This is a genomic window from Verrucomicrobium sp. BvORR034 (genome assembly GCF_000739635.1).
In the GTDB taxonomy this organism is placed as follows: Bacteria; Verrucomicrobiota; Verrucomicrobiia; order Verrucomicrobiales; family Verrucomicrobiaceae; genus Verrucomicrobium.
Genome location: NZ_BATQ01000012.1, coordinates 87,733 through 103,382 on the forward strand (window position 1 = coordinate 87,733; position 15,650 = coordinate 103,382).

Below are 15,650 nucleotides of genomic sequence, written 5' to 3' on the forward strand. Positions count from 1 at the left end.
AACAGAGAATGAAGCCCCCGTCTCCCTCTCGCGATCTGCCAGCCACAGCCAACGTGGAGTGTGTCTCCGTAGCGGGACGCTGGCGGTTGGAGACGGGAGGGGCGGCAGACACGATGCAGGATGCCCTGTTTGCCTTTGGTGCCGTCGGATTCTTGGTTTTGTCTCTGGCGTTGGTTCTCATGACGGCCCTGCCGGATCCGGCGCGAAGCTGGGTCGTCTGCGGATTTGTTTCCCTGGTCGTCTTCTGGGTGTGGAGGTTGTTTCAGAGATCTCGTCGGGGGTCTGGATTGCTGATCGAGGCGGATCAGGCCCGGGTATTTCTAGGGGAATCGACTTGGACGAAGGCCGCCGTGAAGGAGGTTCGAGCCGAGACTTGGATGCGGCAGGGAGTTCCTGGGTTTAAGGTGGAGTTGGTTCTTCAGGATTCTCCATTACCGGTGGTGCTCATGCAGGGATCGGGACATCCTTTGCCGGAAGAAGTGTTACGGCGATTTTGTGCCGGATGTGGGTTGCGATTGAAGATTGCAGTTGTTTCATGATCCCTTCCCTCCTTGTGGGAGGCGGGGAATGAAGAGATGCTGATGCCAGGTTCGTTTTTGCGCCGGCAAGAGAGTCAGGTGGCCGCATCTTCTTCGAGGAAGAGCTCTGACTGAGCGAGTGGATGGCACCGGTTCCTTGGCGGCCACCCCAAAACGCGCGCGGTTGGTCCGTTCTCCTCACGTCGACAACTACGGCCGGTGTTGGCGGTCGCGCGGCAGAAGGCTTCCTCAAACACCTTCTGTATCCGCATCCACCCCGATGGCTCACGCATCAACTCCCACCCACTGGTGTTTGATCGCCCAACGCCCAACGCCCAGCGCCCCTGTAGTTGTCGACGTGAGGAGGCACTAGCTGAAGCGTCTGTGAGCCTCGCCTTCTCGCCGAGGGCACCTGGTTTCGGCAGATGTGTATCACGCCGTTGGCGTGGCGTGGTACTTTCCCATGAGCAACGCCAAACCACCGCCAAGGGTCATTTTTGGGCATGCAATGCTGATTGCAGGAGCTGATCTCCCGATCACATTCTAGGCATGGTCTTCACCCCCTACTTGCTTGGTTTTTCCCTGGTCGCCTTTGTGTTGTGCTATGGGCTGATGCGCCGGCCAGCGTGGATGTGGTATTTTGGCTGGCTGTTCTTCTATCTTATCGCCGCGCGGTTCGGGCACATCTTCTTTTCCCAGCTCATTGTTGCCGAGAACTCGCAACAGATGTTGTTCTCCTGCATCTATCTTGCGGGCGGGTTGCTGGTTTGGATGCCGGCGGTGTTGTGGTGGTGCGGAGCGCGGAGCAAGTTCGGCAGGAGCAAGGACGACAAGACGGGCGTGAGCAGTTGATGGTGCTGGAGAGTGGTTTCTGGTCCGCGGGGTAACACCTTCCCGCGACCTGGTTCACTCTTCCCGCTGCAACCTCGCCTTGATCTCGTCGTAGCTCTGATCGGTGATGATGTCTTCGTCTTCAGGTGCCAGTCCCTGCTTCATCTGGTCGTTTGAGAACGGTGGCACGATGCACTCTGGTTCCAGCGCCGTTCCAATGCACTCGATGCCAAGCAAGGTGCGGTATTTCTTGTGATGATGCAGGATGAACTCGGTGCAGGGAAACATCCGTTCCTGGCTGGACTCTGGTTCTTCCTCGTCTTCGATCGGACCGTAGTCGTACAGGTGCTGTCCCTGCAGGAAGAGCACGCGGCCGTCCTCGAGTTCGATGAAGTACCCTGGTCCTTCATCTGCTCTTTCGCTCACCTCAAATGCCCGCCGGGCGCGGTGGTGGGTGGAAGCCAGCAGTCCGCGGGACTTCAAGACGGGCAGATCAAGGTCCTTTGGCTTCGGGCCAAGCAGACCAAAGGGGGTGCTGTTTCCAGGGCTCAGGATCACAGTGGCCAGTTCCACCCCGAGGACCAGGGCGGCGCAGCCGACGATTCCTATGACCCACGGCATTTGCCAGGAGACAGGCAGGAATCTGCTGGTGGCATACAACGACAGCCCCATGAGCAGTCCGACGAACAGGATGCCGACGGCCAGTTTGAAGACACAACCTACCGGGCTGAATTTCTTGCTCAAGGCTTTGAGGTGGATGGGATCGATACCTGCTTCTTCTTCAGCGCTTTTTCCAGCGCTGCCTGATTCGTTCTGGCAGGATCGATCAACGCGGTGACTTTGCCTTCCCTGAAGCTGGCAGTGGCCTGGGTCACACCCTCGATCTTGGCCACGGTTTCATAGGCGGCGAGGGAGCAGGCTTTGCAATCCAGGCCGACCACCGCGATCTCTACCGATTTCAACTGGTCATGCGGAACCAGGTACAGGGGCTGGATGCCGAAGGTGTTGCTGGAAGCCGCGCGGATCTTTTCATCGAACCGCTTGGCAATGTCCTCCGGCTTCGTGCCCTTGAACACGACGGCCGGATCATACTGAAACACGGCCTCTGCGTGGGCGTAGTCCAGACTCTGCAAGGTGATGCCGGGCAGTTGCTCCAGCACGCCCCGCAAGTCCTGTTCGCGATCAGGCGAGAAAAGACCCGTGACGCGATGCTTGAAAGTTGGGGCGGCTTCGTCGGCGCATAGTGAACCACCGTCCAGCATCAGCGTGGCGGACAGCATGCAAGCTAGAAGGCGGACAGGGGCTTTCATCGGGTCTGAAACAAAGGGCTTTGCACCAGCTCGTGCAGCAGCGTGCGGATGCCGCCGCCTTGGGCTTGGGTGCGCTGGACGATCAGTTCCAGTGCAGGGCGGTCGCTGAAGGCGAGGTCGCGGCCGGTGGCATAGATGGCCAGTTGCTGGGCCAGATTGCGCAGCAGCAGATCCTTCTGAGTGACCAGCAGGGATTGAAATTCACGGATGTCCTGGAACTTTCTCCCGTCCGGCAACTCACCGGAGGCATCCACAGCGGGGCCGAGTTTGAAGGAGATGCCGATGAGGGGATCGATGGCCCCGCGTGGCGCGTTGTCGCCTTCGCCAATGGAGCGGTAGCGGGATCGGAAACCACCGATGACGTCGAAGGCCTCCAAGGCGAAGCCCGGAGGATCAATGCGGGCGTGACAGGAGGCGCAGGACGTCTCGTGACGGTGCTTGTCCAGTTGCTCGCGAATGGTGCTGGCTCCGCGCACGTCCGGTTCCACCGCCGGCGTGTTGGGCGGTGGGGGATCAGGAGGCTGCCCCAGCAGGCGGGCCATGACAAAGGCGCCCCGCGGTACCGGTGAGGTGGTGGTGCCGTTCGCAGTTACTTTCAGAATGGCCGCCTGAGTGAGGAAGCCACCCCGAGGACTGTCTGCGGGGAGCGCCACCTTGCGCATCTGGGTTCCCGTCACTCCGGGAATGCCGTAGTGCGTCGCCAGTTTCTGGTTCAGCATGGCAAAGTCCGACTTCACCAGATGCCCCGCATCCAGGTTGCTTCTGATGAGTTCATGGAAATAGGATCTTGTTTCCGCGACCATGCAGTCCTGAAGATAGGGGCTGAACTCCGGGTACAATTTCTTGTCTGGATCGTTCGCGGCGATGGATCGCAGCTTCAGCCATTGGCCGGTGAAGTCCTCGATGAAGCGCTCGAACCGGGGGCTCTGGATGAGGCGTTCCACTTCCTTCCGCAGGACTTCCGGCTGACGCAGCTGACCCTTGCTCGCGAGTTCCCTCAGCCGGTCATCCGGTTGGGAGTTCCACAGGAAGTAGGAAAGCCGTGAGGCGGTCGCAAAATCATCCAGCGGGCCGGGTGGTTCAAGGAGATACACAAAGTCCGGCGAGCATAAGGCGGCCTGGTAGGCGTAGCGCATGGCGGACTCGAAAGAATCCCCCGCCTTGAGACGGGCCTCCACCCGGGCGAGGTACTCCTGGCGCACCTCCGGCTCCACCGGGCGGCGGAAGGCTTTGGGGAGAAAGCGGGCCAGGAGGCGGTCGGCATCCTGGAGCGGGTCCTTGCTGCTGACGGTCCAGAGGCCCTTGTCCGCATCCGGGCGGTTCATGCCGGCACCAATTTGCCGGATCTTTTTCCGCACCGGAGCCCGCTTCCCCTCGTGCTCAGCGGGAATCCATTCCGTGAGCGGCAGGTTGTCAAAGAGCACCTGATGTGCCGCAGGTGGCCATTGGGGGTGGATCGGCCCCTCCACCTCCAGCCAGTCCACGGCAATGCCGGGGCCGGTGAAGGCCATGGCGCGGCCTTTGCGGCTGTAGATGGCCACCGGGGCGAGGGAGGCCGGGTTGAAGCCGATGATCTCGTTGTGGTTCAACCACGTGGTTAACTCATGAACCTGGGAGTCCATCGACGGGGCATCATAGTACCCAAGCACATAGCTGGGATGCTGGCCACCGCGGCCATCTCCCGTGAGCTGCACCACAGAGAGCCGGGCGGCTCCGGTGCCGGGTGCGGGCAGCACCACTCCCTTGTCCCATTGAAAACTCCACAGAGAGGTGCGCAGCCGGTAGAGCCCCGGGTAGATGGTGACATGCTCCATGAAGTAGGGGCTCACCGATTCGTCCTCATGCCGGAACAGACCCACGCTGGAGCCGTTGGTGAAGGAGCCCATCCGTTCATGCGCGCCCTGGTCTAGATGGGCCTGCTCTCCGGCAGGCGGGAAGTCTGGGTCCGGCTTCTTGTCCTTCAGCAGCACCCCGTCGCCATTCATGATGATGTGGGCGACAAAGCCTCCGCGGTTGGCCAGGGAGATGCGACGTTTCTGCACCGTGGGCGGTTCCGGTCGGGTGGCAATGGCGAGGTCCAGCGTATGGTCCGCAGCCTCCAGGTACTTGGCCAGATTCACGTGGGAGATGTCCAGCGCATCGCTGTTCTTGTCGAACCCATGTGCGGAACCGTCCGCGGGGAGCTCACCCGCCAGGGCGATGCCCGGCATGTCAAAGAGATCCCGCACCGTGTTCTCATACTCTGCCCGGGTGAGACGGCGCACGCCGGTACGGGCGAGATTCTGCAGGTGGGTGCGATCAGCGGTGAGGAGCTGCTCTTTGAGCCATAGCTGGGCACCTTCCATCTGCTTTAGGGAAGGCCGCGCTTTCTTGGCCGGCGGCATCTCGCCGGATTGTACGCGGTCAAAGACCTTCACCCACCGGGCAAAGGTCTCTGGACGGTTGAAGTCCATGGCAAGGGCCGTCAGATCCAGATCGCCCTTGTGCACATCCGCATCGTGGCACTCGTGGCAGTGGGATTCAAGGAAAGCACCCAGCGGCGCAGGGGCTGCGGCATGCAACAGGGCGGGCAGGGTGGTGCCAGCGAGCAGGCAGAGGGGCAGTTGCAACCTCATGCCATCTCCAGTCCGCGCAGGGTTCCGTTGGAGGTGGAGAAGGACTCGTCCGCGATGCCCAGCCGGTGCAGCATGGTGCGGTAGAGGTTCGTCAGCGGGTAGTTGTTCTGCTGGTCGAACGCCAGGTGCTGGCCGTGCTTGAATCCGCCGCCGGCGAGCAGCACGGGCAGGTTCACATTGGAGTGGGAGTTGGCGCTTCCCATGGGCGTGCCGTAGAGCACCATGGTTCGGTCTAACAACGTGGTGTCCTGCTCCTTGGTGCCGGTCAGGGCGGTGAGAAAATCGTTGAGCGCTTCGAACTGCGCCGTCTCTTTGGCCTGCAGCTCGGCAATCACCTCCGGCCGGTGACCGTGGTGGGTGATGTTGTGGATCACCGTGGTGTCGATGAAGAAGGAGATGATGCGGGTGGAGTCGGTCTCCAGGGCCAGTTTCATGACCTCGAACATCAGTTTGGTCCTCGCGACGAATTCGCGCTGGTCATCAATGTCCTCGGGGGCCTTCGCGTCCACGGCTGGCTTGGGCCTCTGCTCCCAGGCCTCGGAGCTGTGCAGGCGCTGCTCCAGCTCCCGCACGGAGGTGAAGTACTGGTCCATGCGATCCTGGTCCGCCTTGGGCAGCAGCCGGTTCAGGCGGCGGCTCTGGGCCCCCAGGAAGTCCAGCGTGCTCTGTCCCTGGCGCAGGGCTTCCACGCTGGCGGCCACTTCTTCCGGCCGCCCCTGGACGAAGAGCTTTTGGAAGAGCTTTTTGGGGCTCTTGTCCGAGGGGATGGGCGCCCCGCTGCGTGTGTAGGAGAGCGTGGCATTGCCCTCGCCGCTCATGGCCAGGGTCAAAGAAGGGTAGCGCGTCTGGTTGCCCACCTGTTCCGCTGCGAGCTGGTCCAGAGAGATCCAGTTGCGGAATCCGCCGCGTTCTGGGTGCGGCGTGCCGGTCAGGAAACACCTCTCGGCGGCATGGCCCCCGGTCACTCCCGGATGGCTGACGCCGGAGAAGACCGTCATCTGCTGGCGGTGGGCGGCGAGCGTGTCCAGATAGGGCGTGGCCGTGTAGCTTATGCCTGCTTCGCTGGGGAAAAACAACTGGGGCATGATGCCCATGTTCGTCTGGATGCAGACCATGCGTCGGGGGGCGCCGACCGGAGCCGTTTCTGCCGCTCGGGCGAAGGCCGGTTGCATAGCCTCCAGAAACGGCAGGGAGAGTGAAAATCCCGTCCCGCGCAGGAAAGCGCGGCGAGAGAGACCGGAACGGCGGGCTAGGCGCGGAGGGTGCATGGTGACGCGTTGGCAGGAGAGAACGGGAGCGCAGGGAAGTACGCTCCAGCTCACATCGAAATTTCACCCGGACACCCGTGGGATCAGGGCGGGGAGGTTTTTGATGCCGCGTTAGTGCATCGAACTCATCGCCCGCGCTTCACCCGGAGGTGCCGCCTTCCTGGAGGGGATGGCAGCGGGCCTGCCACATGGTGGCGAACATTCGGGTCTGCGGATGGGGATGCGCCAGCAGCGCCTCCTGGGCGTGCTTGACCAGATCCAGCTGCCCGTCCAGAAACGCGGCCGTCCTGGGTTCTTCCAGGAATGCCGCCATTGCGTCCTGGTCCTCCTCGCTCAGACTTTCGGTCTGTTGCAGGAAGTCCAGGAAGGTGAGACCGCTGTCGTAGGGCACAAGGTCGGTGGGAGCATCCACGGAGTTCTCATCGAATTCACGCAAGGTGGCGGAGCCGGAGCCGCCGGGCGGGCGGAAGTAGAGGACCTGAATGTGTTCGCACAGGTCTTCGACGTGCTCGATGGCCATGACGGGGTGAACGATGGCTGTGCCATCGGCGGCCCGGATGAGGTCGGAGAGAGGCGTGGGGTCAAGGGCGAAGCGGAGCCCGGAAGGGAGCAGGGGCATGCGAGGTGGAAGTTATGTGTTATGTGTGAGGACCGGAGTCTTCAGGGTTGAGCATGAACTGGCAGTAGATGATATCGAACTCGCGGCCCTGTTTGAGGCCGACCCGGCGCAGGCGTCCACATTCCTCGAACCCATTGCGCAGGTGGAAACGGAGGCTGCCTTCATTCAGGGAGGAGATGCTCGCGAGCAGGGTGCGCAGCCCCTTTTCCCGGGCACCTGTGATCATTTGATCCAGCAACAGCCTGCCCAGGCCCCGTCCGGTGGCCTCGGGTTGTAGGAAATAGGTGATCTCCGCTGTGCCTGAGAAAGTCGGCAGCGGGTGGAAGGGTCGCAGCATGGCGAAGCCAGCCAGGTTTCCAGTCTCATCCCGGGCGGCGACTGCCGGGTAACCAGCGCACATTTTCAAGACGCCGTCGAAGGCTTCCGGTGGGAGCTCTTGTTCAGCATAGGCTGCCATGCTGTTCGCGATGTAGTGGTTGAAGATGGCCAGCACCGGCTCCCGGTCAGCCGGGGACAACGGAGCAAAGGTGTATGACGCGGTGGATTCAAGTGCGGGGGATGGCGTGTTCATGTTGGAGCAACTGGCACGGTATTTTTTTGTTGGGTATGGCCGCACGGGGGCATGATGGCCCCTCGGCGGAGATCTGGGAAGGCGATGGTCAGCCTCGAAGCGCTTGGGGGGATGGGGTGGGGCTCAAGCCCCGGACATCCGCCGGTCAGGCGCTGATGGCGACGGGCCCGGCATGGGCATGGCCATCACGAAGGGCCGGGACAACCACGGCCGCGTGCACGCGGGCATGACACACCTGCTCCGAACGGGTCGGATGCGGCGTGAGCCTGGCTGTGCAGAGGCGCTTCATCGAAGTTGGTTGACGATGTCGTCTTATCGCCGATTCGCGATCATTTGCAAGCAGCGGTGCTGATGGATCTTGGGATTGGATGCTTTGGCCGCATCTTGACAATTCTTCGTCTTCGAGTTATCCACCCACGTTTCCTGATCGTGCTGATCATCATTCATGTCATCTGCTTCACATTCTCTTTCCCGACCTCGACCGCATTGGCGGACTGGGTGGAGTGAGGATGTCGGCATGGTGGCAGTGATCGCATCTGTCGCACCGCCCCCGATTGTCGTGGTGGCGGGTATTTCGCCTCCAGTGGCCGCAGTGCGGGCCTGAGTTGGGGAGCCTGACGGCGTGTCCGTCGGATTCGCGTCCCTCACTTGCGGGCCTGCCCGGCCAGAACCACTCCCGTCAGCAGGGACGCAGGGCCACGTCGTGGCCGCTCCCTGTCTGCGGGGTAAGATTATTTCCTAGACAGATGCATTACATCCATGAATTTCGCCAGACAACAATGGGCCGCCTTCGGCTCCACCACCCTCTTTGTGCTGTTATGGAGCAGCGGTGCCATTTTCTCACGGTTGGGGCTTGAGCATGCCTCGCCCTTCATGTTCCTCCTGCTACGGTTCGCCCTGGCGCTGGGAGTTTTGTTGATCGTCGGTTCCTGCCGCGGGCGCTGGTTGCCTCAGCCGGGGACACGGCAGCGGGCAGGCGTTGCGGGACTCCTCATGATCGGTGGTTATGCGGCCTGCTACCTGCTCGCCCTGGCCCATGGCGTGACGCCGGGCGTGCTCGCCACCGTGTTGGGGGTGCAGCCGCTTCTGACGTTGATCCTCCTGGAAAGGCGGGGCTTTTCTGGAGCGCGCGTGGTCGGATTGCTGCTGGCCTTTGCCGGGCTGACTCTGGTCGTGTCTCAAGGCTGGCATGCGGCCAGCCTGTCCCGCACCGGGCTGTTCTACGCCCTCGGCGCACTGGTGAGCATCACGGCTGGTTCGATCTTGCAGAAGAGGATTCATCAGGCTCCGCTGGAGGTGCTGCCGTTGCAATATGGCTGTAGTCTGGTGCTTTGTGCCGCCGTGCTGCCTTTCCAGCCCGTCCGTGTGGAGTTCACGCCGCAGCTGTGGGTGGCGCTTCTCTGGCTGTCGCTGGTCATCTCCATCGGGGCCCAGTTGCTGCTGTTCCGGCTGATTCAACGGGGGAGTCTGGTCAATGTCACCAGCCTCTTCTACCTCGTGCCCGCCACGACGGCGCTGTTGGACTTCTTGATCCTGGGCAACCGCATGCCGATGCGGGCTGTGGCCGGGCTGGCGGCCATATTAGTGGCCCTCGTGCTCGTGTTTCGTGCCCCGTCCCTGGCTTCGAAACCGGCCAACAAGGGCCTTTCACGCCGTCGAATGGAAGATGCCTGACCCTTCTCGGCGTTCGATTCGCAGCCCCGTCGAACCAATTGTTTCATTGGCAAAGAAATTTCTCCAGCCAATGTAGGATTGACGAGACGGGGTGCGAGTCACAGCGTGGGGGAAGCCCCTGGATAAAATGAAGTTCCTGCTCCGCATCCTCACTCTGACTATGCTGTCCGCATGCGGGGTGGGGTGCCGGGATTCTTCCGGGGCCAGCGGCGCGGGTTCAGGCCCCGGCAGTGCTCACCGCTATCGCATCAGCCAGCCGGCTCCCGAGGAGGTGACTGACTCGGCGACGGCGTTGCTCGATTCCTGTGACGCCGCAGGCATCCCTCTGCGAGATGCTTTGGTGAGCACCCCCCGGGAGGTGGCGATCGAGACCCTCCTGCAACGCCCCGTTCACCCTTCCGTGCACAGCTGGTTCGTCTGGATGGATGGCCTGGGTTTGCCGGAAAAAGTACGACGTCCCTTGGAGTTTCCGCCAGGGGCCGCATTCCTTTCAAGAGCAGGAGTCCGGGACCTTGCCAAGCAGACGTCAACCGAGCTGCTTGGGGCGCCCGGTTTCGAGGGGAGCCAGCTTGTCCCGGTCTCGGGCCTGGTGGCAACGGTGAGCGTGGAGTGCGATGCGGAGAGCCCGCTGTACGGGGCGGTGGTGGCCTCCTCAGAGCGGGGTTGGAATGGGGCGCAGTTCTATCCCAGCCTGGTGTCCTATCTGAATTTCCTGCGCGCCTGTGTCCAGGAAGAGGCCATCATCTGGGATGGCGACCGGGACATGCTGGTGGTGGACTTCCAGAAAGTACGGGTGATCGAGGCAGAACTCGGTGTGACCTCAGCCTTCCCGGCAGGTGAGGACGAGTGACTTCGCCAGGCGGATCTTCCTGAGACAAAGAAAAAGCGCGAACCCGTTGCCGGATTCGCGCTGAACAATGAATGAGAGTCTTGTGAGAGAGAGGGGCGATCGGGCGGGCCGATCCCACTTCTTACTCGTAGCTGGCCTGGGAACCGCCGATTTCGCGCTTCTTCACCCAGCTCATCAGGCTGCGGAGACGGCCACCGACTTCTTCGATCTGGTGGGCTTCGCCTTCTTTGCGCAGACGGTTGAAGTTGGGCTGGCCGGCGTTGTATTCGTCGGTCCACTCCTTGGCGAACTCGCCGCTCTGGATGCGCTTGAGCTGGGCGCGCATGTTTTCCTTCACGTGCTCGTCGATGATCTTCGGACCCACCGACACGTCGCCGTACTCGGCGGTTTCGGAGATGGAGAAGCGCATGCCGGCGATGCCGGACTCGAACATGAGGTCCACAATGAGCTTCAACTCGTGCAAGCACTCGAAGTAGGCCATTTCCGGCTGATAACCGGCTTCCACCAGGGTCTCAAAGCCAGCCTTCACCAGGGCGGTGGTACCGCCGCAAAGCACAACCTGCTCACCGAAGAGGTCGGTTTCGGTTTCTTCCTTGAAGGTCGTCTCGAACACACCACCGCGGGTGCCGCCGATGCCCTTGGCCCAGGCGAGCGCGATTTCCGTGGCATTGCCGGACTTGTCCTGATAGATGGCGATCAGCGTAGGAACGCCTTTGCCTTCCGTGTACTGACGGCGCACGAGGTGACCAGGGCCCTTGGGAGCCACCATGATCACGTTCACGTTCTCAGGAGGAGTGATGGTCTTGAAATGAACGGCGAAACCGTGGCTGAAAAGCAGCGTCTTGCCTTCGGTCAGGTTCGGAGCCACGTCGGCGTTGTACACCTTCGGAATCACGGTGTCCGGCACGGCGATCATGATGACGTCCGCTTCCTTCACGGCTTCTGCGGTGTCAACCACCTTGAAACCACGCTGTTCCGCCACGGCGCGGGACTTGGAGCCAGGATAGAGGCCCACGATGACATTGACGCCGCTTTCCTTGAGGTTGAGGGCGTGGGCGTGGCCTTGGGAGCCGAAGCCGATGACGGCGCAGGTCTTGCCCTTGAGCGGCTCAAGACTGGCGTCGGATTCCGTGTAGATTTTAGCTGCCATGATGGTCGTGGTTTTGGATTAGAAGGGCGCGTAGTCTGCGGCATGCTAGGCGGGGCGTCAAACGGAAAGGCAGATCTGAAAACAGGGGCTTTTGGCAGGGAATCGAGGTGGAGGGGGTGGAGTCTTGCGCGAAAATTGACCAAAAACAGCCCCAGAGAGGCCCGGATGACGACCGACATGCGAAACATTTGCACGCCCGGTGCCCTTTCTCTTTGACGCCCCGGCACCGCCCAGCGTAGGCTCTCCGCTCTTATGAAGGTTTCCCTCCTGTTGCCCCTCATCGCTCTTTCCTTGGCCGCTCCGCTTCGGGCTCAGGAAACGAAATCCACTGAAGCCAAACCTGCCGAAACTGCCGCCGCACCTGCACCTGTGATTGACGCCGCCCTCCTCGAAAAAGTCAGCTATTTCTATGGCACCCAGATGGGTGGCCAGTTCCAAGAAATGGGTGTGCAGATCAACGTGGACTCCCTGGCCGCTGGTGTGAAAGACGCCATCGACAAGAAGGAACCCAAGTATTCCCGTGAAGAACTGATGGCCACCATGGGCCAGTTCGAGCAGGCCATGAACGCCAAGATCCAGAAGGAAATGGGCGAGGCCGCCAGCAAGAACAGCCAGGAAGGTGAAAAATTCCTCGCCGAGAACGGCAAGCGCCCCGGTGTGACGACCACCGCCAGCGGCCTGCAGTATGAAGTGATCAAGAAAGCCGAAGGCGCCAAGCCCAAGGCAGAAGACGTCGTGACCGTGCACTATGTGGGCACGCTCATCAACGGCACCGAGTTCGACAGCTCCGTCAAGCGCGGTGAGCCGGCCAACTTCCCCCTCAACCAGGTGATCGCTGGCTGGACGGAAGGTCTGCAACTCATGACCGTGGGTTCCAAGTACAAGCTCTTCGTTCCCTCCAAGCTGGCTTATGGTGAGCAGGGTTCCCCCCGCGCCATTGGGCCAAACTCCACACTCATCTTTGAAGTGGAGCTCCTGAAGATCGGTGCCGAGCAGTAAGCTGCGGCATCCTTTGTCCGGCAAGAATTGCTCACGATGAAGGGTTGGAAGAGACGCATGGCGCGTGTATTCCTCCCCATGATCAAAAAAGTTCACCAGTGGATCCTGTGGTTGCCCCACAAGGTCCACTGGTTTTTTGTGCTCCTGACGGCGCTGCTCATCCCCTGGCTTACGCGGGATGCGGCCAAGCCCGGGGAGTGGTATCCGTTCTCGAACTTTCCGATGTACTCCTCCTTCGAGAAGCAGGCGTACTACGTGTACGTCACGGATCTTGAAGACCGGCCCGTGGCCCTCTACCCCACCTTTGGGAACTGGACGTCCGGGGTGAAGAAAATCTTCGACAACTACTTCAAGGCTGAGGCCAAGACACTGAAGAAGCCCTCCAAGAAGCTTACGGCCGAGGAAACCCGCCCGGCCGGGGACGCCACTTTGAAACAACTCATTGAGACCGGCCGCTATCCGGACGAGGTGAAGAAGCACGCCGGCTTCCGGCTCTACAAGGTGGACATCACCCTCGATGACCACGGGAAGATTGTGAAGGAAACCAGCCTCGTGGGGCAGAACTGAACGGCATGGAAGCGAGACTGAACACCGTCCCGGAGACCGCCAGCCTATGGCAGAGGCTGCGTCGCTACTGGTTTGGGTACGAGCCCATGCGGCACCACTGGTGGGAGACCTTCCTCATGCGGGTGGGCGTGGCGCTCATTGTCTGGCCCACCATCGGTGGCACCTCCCGCTTCACCAGCCAGCCGGTGCCGCACGGCATGGCAGCGCCAGGGTGGAATTTTACGGCGGCAGACGGGGGCAGTTTCCTCACCCGCATCCTTCCCGGCTTGGACTTCACGTGGATCGGGAGTGAAAAGCTCATCAAGGGCACGCTCTTCACGCTCGACCTCCCGGGCCTTCCTGCCTGGGATGTCACCATGCTCACGTTCTGGGCGCTGTCTCTGGTGCTGTACGCTCTCGGCGTGTTTCCGGTCATCACCATTGTCCCCGCCCTGGTGGCGAGCGTGGCGCATGGGGTTCTTGGAAACTCCCAGGGGGCCATTGGTCACACTACGCAGATTGTTTCCGTGACTCTCCTGGCCATCTGGCTGGCGGCGGTGTGGGGACATCTGTGTCAGGTGTTCGGCTGGCGACGGCCCCATGGCCTGCGTCAGGACCAGATGGAGCTCGACTGGGCCCGCCAGTCGGTCATGGCCACCTATGTAGCTTCCGCTCTGACCAAGGTGTATGAGAGCGGTGGCAACTGGATGGCAGACACGCCCTACTTCGGGCTGCAGATCGCCAAATCCACGGACATGGCGTACTACACGCATCTTGTCCCGGCGGACAATGCCGTCTGGCTGGCGCAGTATTTTGTGGACCACCCTCTCGTGGCCCAGATAGCTCTCGGGGCCGGGCTTCCGCTGGAGCTGTTCGCGTTCTTCGCATTGCTCAACCGGCGCATTGCCCTGGTGTACGGGCTGGCTCTCATCACCTTCCACCAGACCGTTACGGAGGTCATGAATCTGGGCTTCCTCTATCACAAGCAGCTCCTTCTGGTGCTGTTCGTAAACCCGGTGTTCTGGGCGTGGATGGCAGGGGACTGGGTGCGACGTCGTTTTGGCCCGGGGACTGGCTCGGTTGGCTCTGCCAAGTCCCTTTCTGCGGCGGAGTCATGCTGATTGCCATCAACAAGCCCTACGGGGTGCTCTCCCAGTTCACGAAAGAGCATCCCTCCCATCGGACCCTCGCAGAGCTTGGGTTGCCAGCCAGTGTGTATCCCATTGGCCGGTTGGATTCCGATTCTGAAGGCCTGCTTCTGCTCAGTGATGAGGGTCGGTGGAACCAGCAATTGCTTCACCCCACCAAAGGGCATGAGCGGACCTATCATGTGCAGGTAGAGGGCATCCCCGCCCCGGAGGCGATCACCCGTCTCACCCGGGGCGTCCAGTTGCCGGACTTTCACACCCTGCCCTGCAAGGTGCAGTTGCTGGAGCCCACGCCGCCGTATCCACCACGTGTGCCGCCCATTCGTGAGCGCAAATCCATCCCCACCTCCTGGCTGGCCATGAAACTGGTGGAGGGCAAAAATCGCCAAGTGCGCCGCATGACCGCCGCCGTAGGGTATCCCACCCTGCGCCTCATCCGGGCGGCCATGGGCAAGCTGGAATTGGCAAGGTTGGATCTTGAGCCTGGGCAGTGGCGGGAACTGACTGCGGGGCAGATCAAGCTTCTGCTAGCGTGATGGAGTGTGTCAGGGTCCTGTAAATGGTCTGTGCCAGAACCCGCGACCGGTCGCCTCGGTTGCCTCAAGTCAGGGGTGGGGCGAGGCAAGCTACAGGGAGTCAGGGGCGGAGTTGAACGACCGAAGGTCTTGGGATGCTCTATTTGCGAACATGCGGCCAACCGCCTTGGGTTGTAGGGCGACCGCCTCGGTTGCCTCAGTCAGGGGTGGAGCGTGGCAAGCGGAGCGCTTGCCCTACAGCGTCAGGGGCGAGGTTGGCTTTTGCAAGGCACCATTGGACGTGTGGCGATCTGCCATGCGCAACGCCCTTCCGGCTACCCACAATCAACACGATGCATCCAACTCAACGGCGGAACGCACGCTTAAACGGATCAGCTACGTTGGTGCGCCACCAGTTGGGCTCATCGTCGTCGCCGTCGCTGCTCTGACCGCCGCCGCTGCTCCGGGAGGAGCGTTTGCGGGCTGGGGCGGACCAGTCGGACTTGTCGTCCATGCCGCTCAAGCCAAGGGCTGCAACGGTGGGACTGTCGAGCTGACCATTGGGCTGGAGGCCATTGGCCGACTGAAAACTCACAATGGCTTTGTGCGTGCCCTGACCCACTTTGCCGTCCACTGGGGCCTTGTAGTGGCTCTTCTGTTTGAGCGCGGCCTGGGCTTCAAAGAGAAGGTAGGCGCGTCCATTCTTGGAATAGGCATTGAACGAGGAACCCGTAAAGATCTGGTCAAGATTCCAATAGCCATCCGGTGGCAGGGTCGGTGCCGGATGGGAAGGCGGTTGCGTCCCGTACGCGAGCGGGCTGGAGAGCACCGGCGTAGGCATGGCAGTGGCCGAGCCGGGGGCTGCGGTGGTGCCAGGGGCCTGAGGAGTTACGGAACCCGTCGAGGTGAGATCTTGAAGAGGAGGTGGCGTCGCGGCGGGGGCGGTCGGGCTCATCGTTCCCGGTGTCGGCGCGGACGCGACAGGGGCCGTGGTGCTGGGGCTGGCAGTTCCCGCAGGGCCGGAATGCGACGCGGC

Annotated in this window: 17 protein-coding genes; 9 read left to right on the forward strand and 8 right to left on the reverse strand. The window is 61.7% G+C overall.

The features are described 5' to 3' along the window. Positions 1 to 8: 8 nt before the first annotated feature. Complete coding sequence (locus BV034_RS02745) at positions 9 to 539, forward strand: hypothetical protein (RefSeq protein ID WP_050023893.1); 531 nt, start codon at positions 9 to 11, stop codon at positions 537 to 539. 528 nt (positions 540 to 1,067) lie between these two features. After that, positions 1,068 to 1,370 (forward strand): hypothetical protein, encoded by a 303-nt coding sequence (locus BV034_RS02750; RefSeq protein ID WP_050023895.1) that lies wholly within the window; start codon positions 1,068 to 1,070, stop codon positions 1,368 to 1,370. Positions 1,371 to 1,424: 54 nt separating this feature from the next. Here BV034_RS02750 and BV034_RS02755 read toward each other — a convergent pair whose 3' ends face one another. The 6 genes from BV034_RS02755 to BV034_RS02780 all read right to left on the reverse strand — a co-directional run bounded on the left by BV034_RS02755 (position 1,425) and on the right by BV034_RS02780 (position 7,732). Further along, the gene (locus tag BV034_RS02755) at positions 1,425 to 2,093 is read right to left on the reverse strand and encodes a hypothetical protein (protein WP_050023897.1); all 669 of its coding nucleotides are present in this window, start codon (positions 2,091 to 2,093) and stop codon (positions 1,425 to 1,427) included. Continuing rightward, positions 2,090 to 2,629: a heavy metal-associated domain-containing protein gene (locus BV034_RS02760; RefSeq protein WP_050023899.1), complete on the reverse strand. Its 540-nt coding sequence runs from the start codon at positions 2,627 to 2,629 to the stop codon at positions 2,090 to 2,092. Before BV034_RS02760 ends, BV034_RS02755 begins: the two co-directional genes overlap by 4 nt. A gap of 26 nt (positions 2,630 to 2,655) precedes the next feature. After that, a complete protein-coding gene (locus tag BV034_RS02765; RefSeq protein ID WP_050023901.1) occupies positions 2,656 to 5,274 on the reverse strand; it encodes a DUF1592 domain-containing protein in 2,619 nt (872 codons plus the stop codon). After that, positions 5,271 to 6,542 (reverse strand): DUF1552 domain-containing protein, encoded by a 1,272-nt coding sequence (locus tag BV034_RS02770; RefSeq protein WP_050023903.1) that lies wholly within the window; start codon positions 6,540 to 6,542, stop codon positions 5,271 to 5,273. Before BV034_RS02770 ends, BV034_RS02765 begins: the two co-directional genes overlap by 4 nt. 139 nt (positions 6,543 to 6,681) lie before the next feature. Beyond that, complete coding sequence (locus BV034_RS02775; RefSeq protein ID WP_050023905.1) at positions 6,682 to 7,161, reverse strand: hypothetical protein; 480 nt, start codon at positions 7,159 to 7,161, stop codon at positions 6,682 to 6,684. Positions 7,162 to 7,180: 19 nt separating this feature from the next. After that, positions 7,181 to 7,732 carry a GNAT family N-acetyltransferase gene (locus tag BV034_RS02780; RefSeq protein WP_050023906.1) on the reverse strand — a complete coding sequence of 184 codons (552 nt, stop codon included), beginning with the start codon at positions 7,730 to 7,732 and terminating at the stop codon, positions 7,181 to 7,183. Positions 7,733 to 8,026: 294 nt separating this feature from the next. On the opposite strand from BV034_RS02780, the gene BV034_RS35565 reads away from it, so the two are divergent. The 3 genes from BV034_RS35565 to BV034_RS02790 all read left to right on the forward strand — a co-directional run bounded on the left by BV034_RS35565 (position 8,027) and on the right by BV034_RS02790 (position 10,256). After that, positions 8,027 to 8,239 carry a hypothetical protein gene (locus BV034_RS35565; protein WP_265592548.1) on the forward strand — a complete coding sequence of 71 codons (213 nt, stop codon included), beginning with the start codon at positions 8,027 to 8,029 and terminating at the stop codon, positions 8,237 to 8,239. 252 nt (positions 8,240 to 8,491) lie between these two features. Then, positions 8,492 to 9,406: a DMT family transporter gene (locus BV034_RS02785; protein WP_050023908.1), complete on the forward strand. Its 915-nt coding sequence runs from the start codon at positions 8,492 to 8,494 to the stop codon at positions 9,404 to 9,406. A gap of 127 nt (positions 9,407 to 9,533) precedes the next feature. Then, positions 9,534 to 10,256: a hypothetical protein gene (locus tag BV034_RS02790; protein ID WP_050023910.1), complete on the forward strand. Its 723-nt coding sequence runs from the start codon at positions 9,534 to 9,536 to the stop codon at positions 10,254 to 10,256. Between the two features lie 121 nt (positions 10,257 to 10,377). Here the strand turns inward: BV034_RS02790 and ilvC are convergent, their stop codons facing one another. Next, positions 10,378 to 11,406, reverse strand: a complete 1,029-nt coding sequence (gene ilvC / locus BV034_RS02795) for a ketol-acid reductoisomerase (protein ID WP_050023912.1) — start codon at positions 11,404 to 11,406, stop codon at positions 10,378 to 10,380. Between the two features lie 252 nt (positions 11,407 to 11,658). Here ilvC and BV034_RS02800 point away from each other — a divergent pair, with 252 nt between their 5' ends. The 4 genes from BV034_RS02800 (at position 11,659) to BV034_RS02815 (ending at position 14,635) form a co-directional block, all read left to right on the forward strand. After that, positions 11,659 to 12,405: an FKBP-type peptidyl-prolyl cis-trans isomerase gene (locus BV034_RS02800; RefSeq protein WP_050023914.1), complete on the forward strand. Its 747-nt coding sequence runs from the start codon at positions 11,659 to 11,661 to the stop codon at positions 12,403 to 12,405. Between the two features lie 78 nt (positions 12,406 to 12,483). Beyond that, positions 12,484 to 12,972 (forward strand): hypothetical protein, encoded by a 489-nt coding sequence (locus BV034_RS02805; RefSeq protein ID WP_050023916.1) that lies wholly within the window; start codon positions 12,484 to 12,486, stop codon positions 12,970 to 12,972. A 5-nt stretch (positions 12,973 to 12,977) separates the two neighbouring features. Further along, positions 12,978 to 14,072, forward strand: coding sequence for a hypothetical protein (locus tag BV034_RS02810; RefSeq protein ID WP_050023918.1), 1,095 nt, complete (start codon positions 12,978 to 12,980; stop codon positions 14,070 to 14,072). After that, on the forward strand, positions 14,066 to 14,635 hold the full coding sequence (locus tag BV034_RS02815) for a pseudouridine synthase (protein WP_050023920.1): 570 nt from the start codon (positions 14,066 to 14,068) through the stop codon (positions 14,633 to 14,635). Before BV034_RS02810 ends, BV034_RS02815 begins: the two co-directional genes overlap by 7 nt. A 343-nt stretch (positions 14,636 to 14,978) precedes the next feature. Here the strand turns inward: BV034_RS02815 and BV034_RS02820 are convergent. Continuing rightward, on the reverse strand, positions 14,979 to 15,650 hold a 672-nt coding region (locus BV034_RS02820), incomplete at its 5' end, for a peptidoglycan-binding protein (protein ID WP_265592549.1).

Coding starts and splice junctions, on each gene's coding strand:
- BV034_RS02800 (WP_050023914.1), top strand. CDS start 11,659: ATGAAGGTTTCCCTCCTGTTGCCCCTCATCGCTCTTTCCTTGGCCGCT.
- BV034_RS02790 (WP_050023910.1), top strand. CDS start 9,534: ATGAAGTTCCTGCTCCGCATCCTCACTCTGACTATGCTGTCCGCATGC.
- BV034_RS02805 (WP_050023916.1), top strand. CDS start 12,484: ATGATCAAAAAAGTTCACCAGTGGATCCTGTGGTTGCCCCACAAGGTC.
- BV034_RS02810 (WP_050023918.1), top strand. CDS start 12,978: ATGGAAGCGAGACTGAACACCGTCCCGGAGACCGCCAGCCTATGGCAG.
- BV034_RS02785 (WP_050023908.1), top strand. CDS start 8,492: ATGAATTTCGCCAGACAACAATGGGCCGCCTTCGGCTCCACCACCCTC.
- BV034_RS02815 (WP_050023920.1), top strand. CDS start 14,066: ATGCTGATTGCCATCAACAAGCCCTACGGGGTGCTCTCCCAGTTCACG.
- BV034_RS02780 (WP_050023906.1), bottom strand. CDS start 7,732: ATGAACACGCCATCCCCCGCACTTGAATCCACCGCGTCATACACCTTT.
- BV034_RS02745 (WP_050023893.1), top strand. CDS start 9: ATGAAGCCCCCGTCTCCCTCTCGCGATCTGCCAGCCACAGCCAACGTG.
- ilvC (WP_050023912.1), bottom strand. CDS start 11,406: ATGGCAGCTAAAATCTACACGGAATCCGACGCCAGTCTTGAGCCGCTC.
- BV034_RS02770 (WP_050023903.1), bottom strand. CDS start 6,542: ATGCACCCTCCGCGCCTAGCCCGCCGTTCCGGTCTCTCTCGCCGCGCT.
- BV034_RS02765 (WP_050023901.1), bottom strand. CDS start 5,274: ATGAGGTTGCAACTGCCCCTCTGCCTGCTCGCTGGCACCACCCTGCCC.
- BV034_RS02750 (WP_050023895.1), top strand. CDS start 1,068: ATGGTCTTCACCCCCTACTTGCTTGGTTTTTCCCTGGTCGCCTTTGTG.
- BV034_RS02775 (WP_050023905.1), bottom strand. CDS start 7,161: ATGCCCCTGCTCCCTTCCGGGCTCCGCTTCGCCCTTGACCCCACGCCT.
- BV034_RS02760 (WP_050023899.1), bottom strand. CDS start 2,629: ATGCTGTCCGCCACGCTGATGCTGGACGGTGGTTCACTATGCGCCGAC.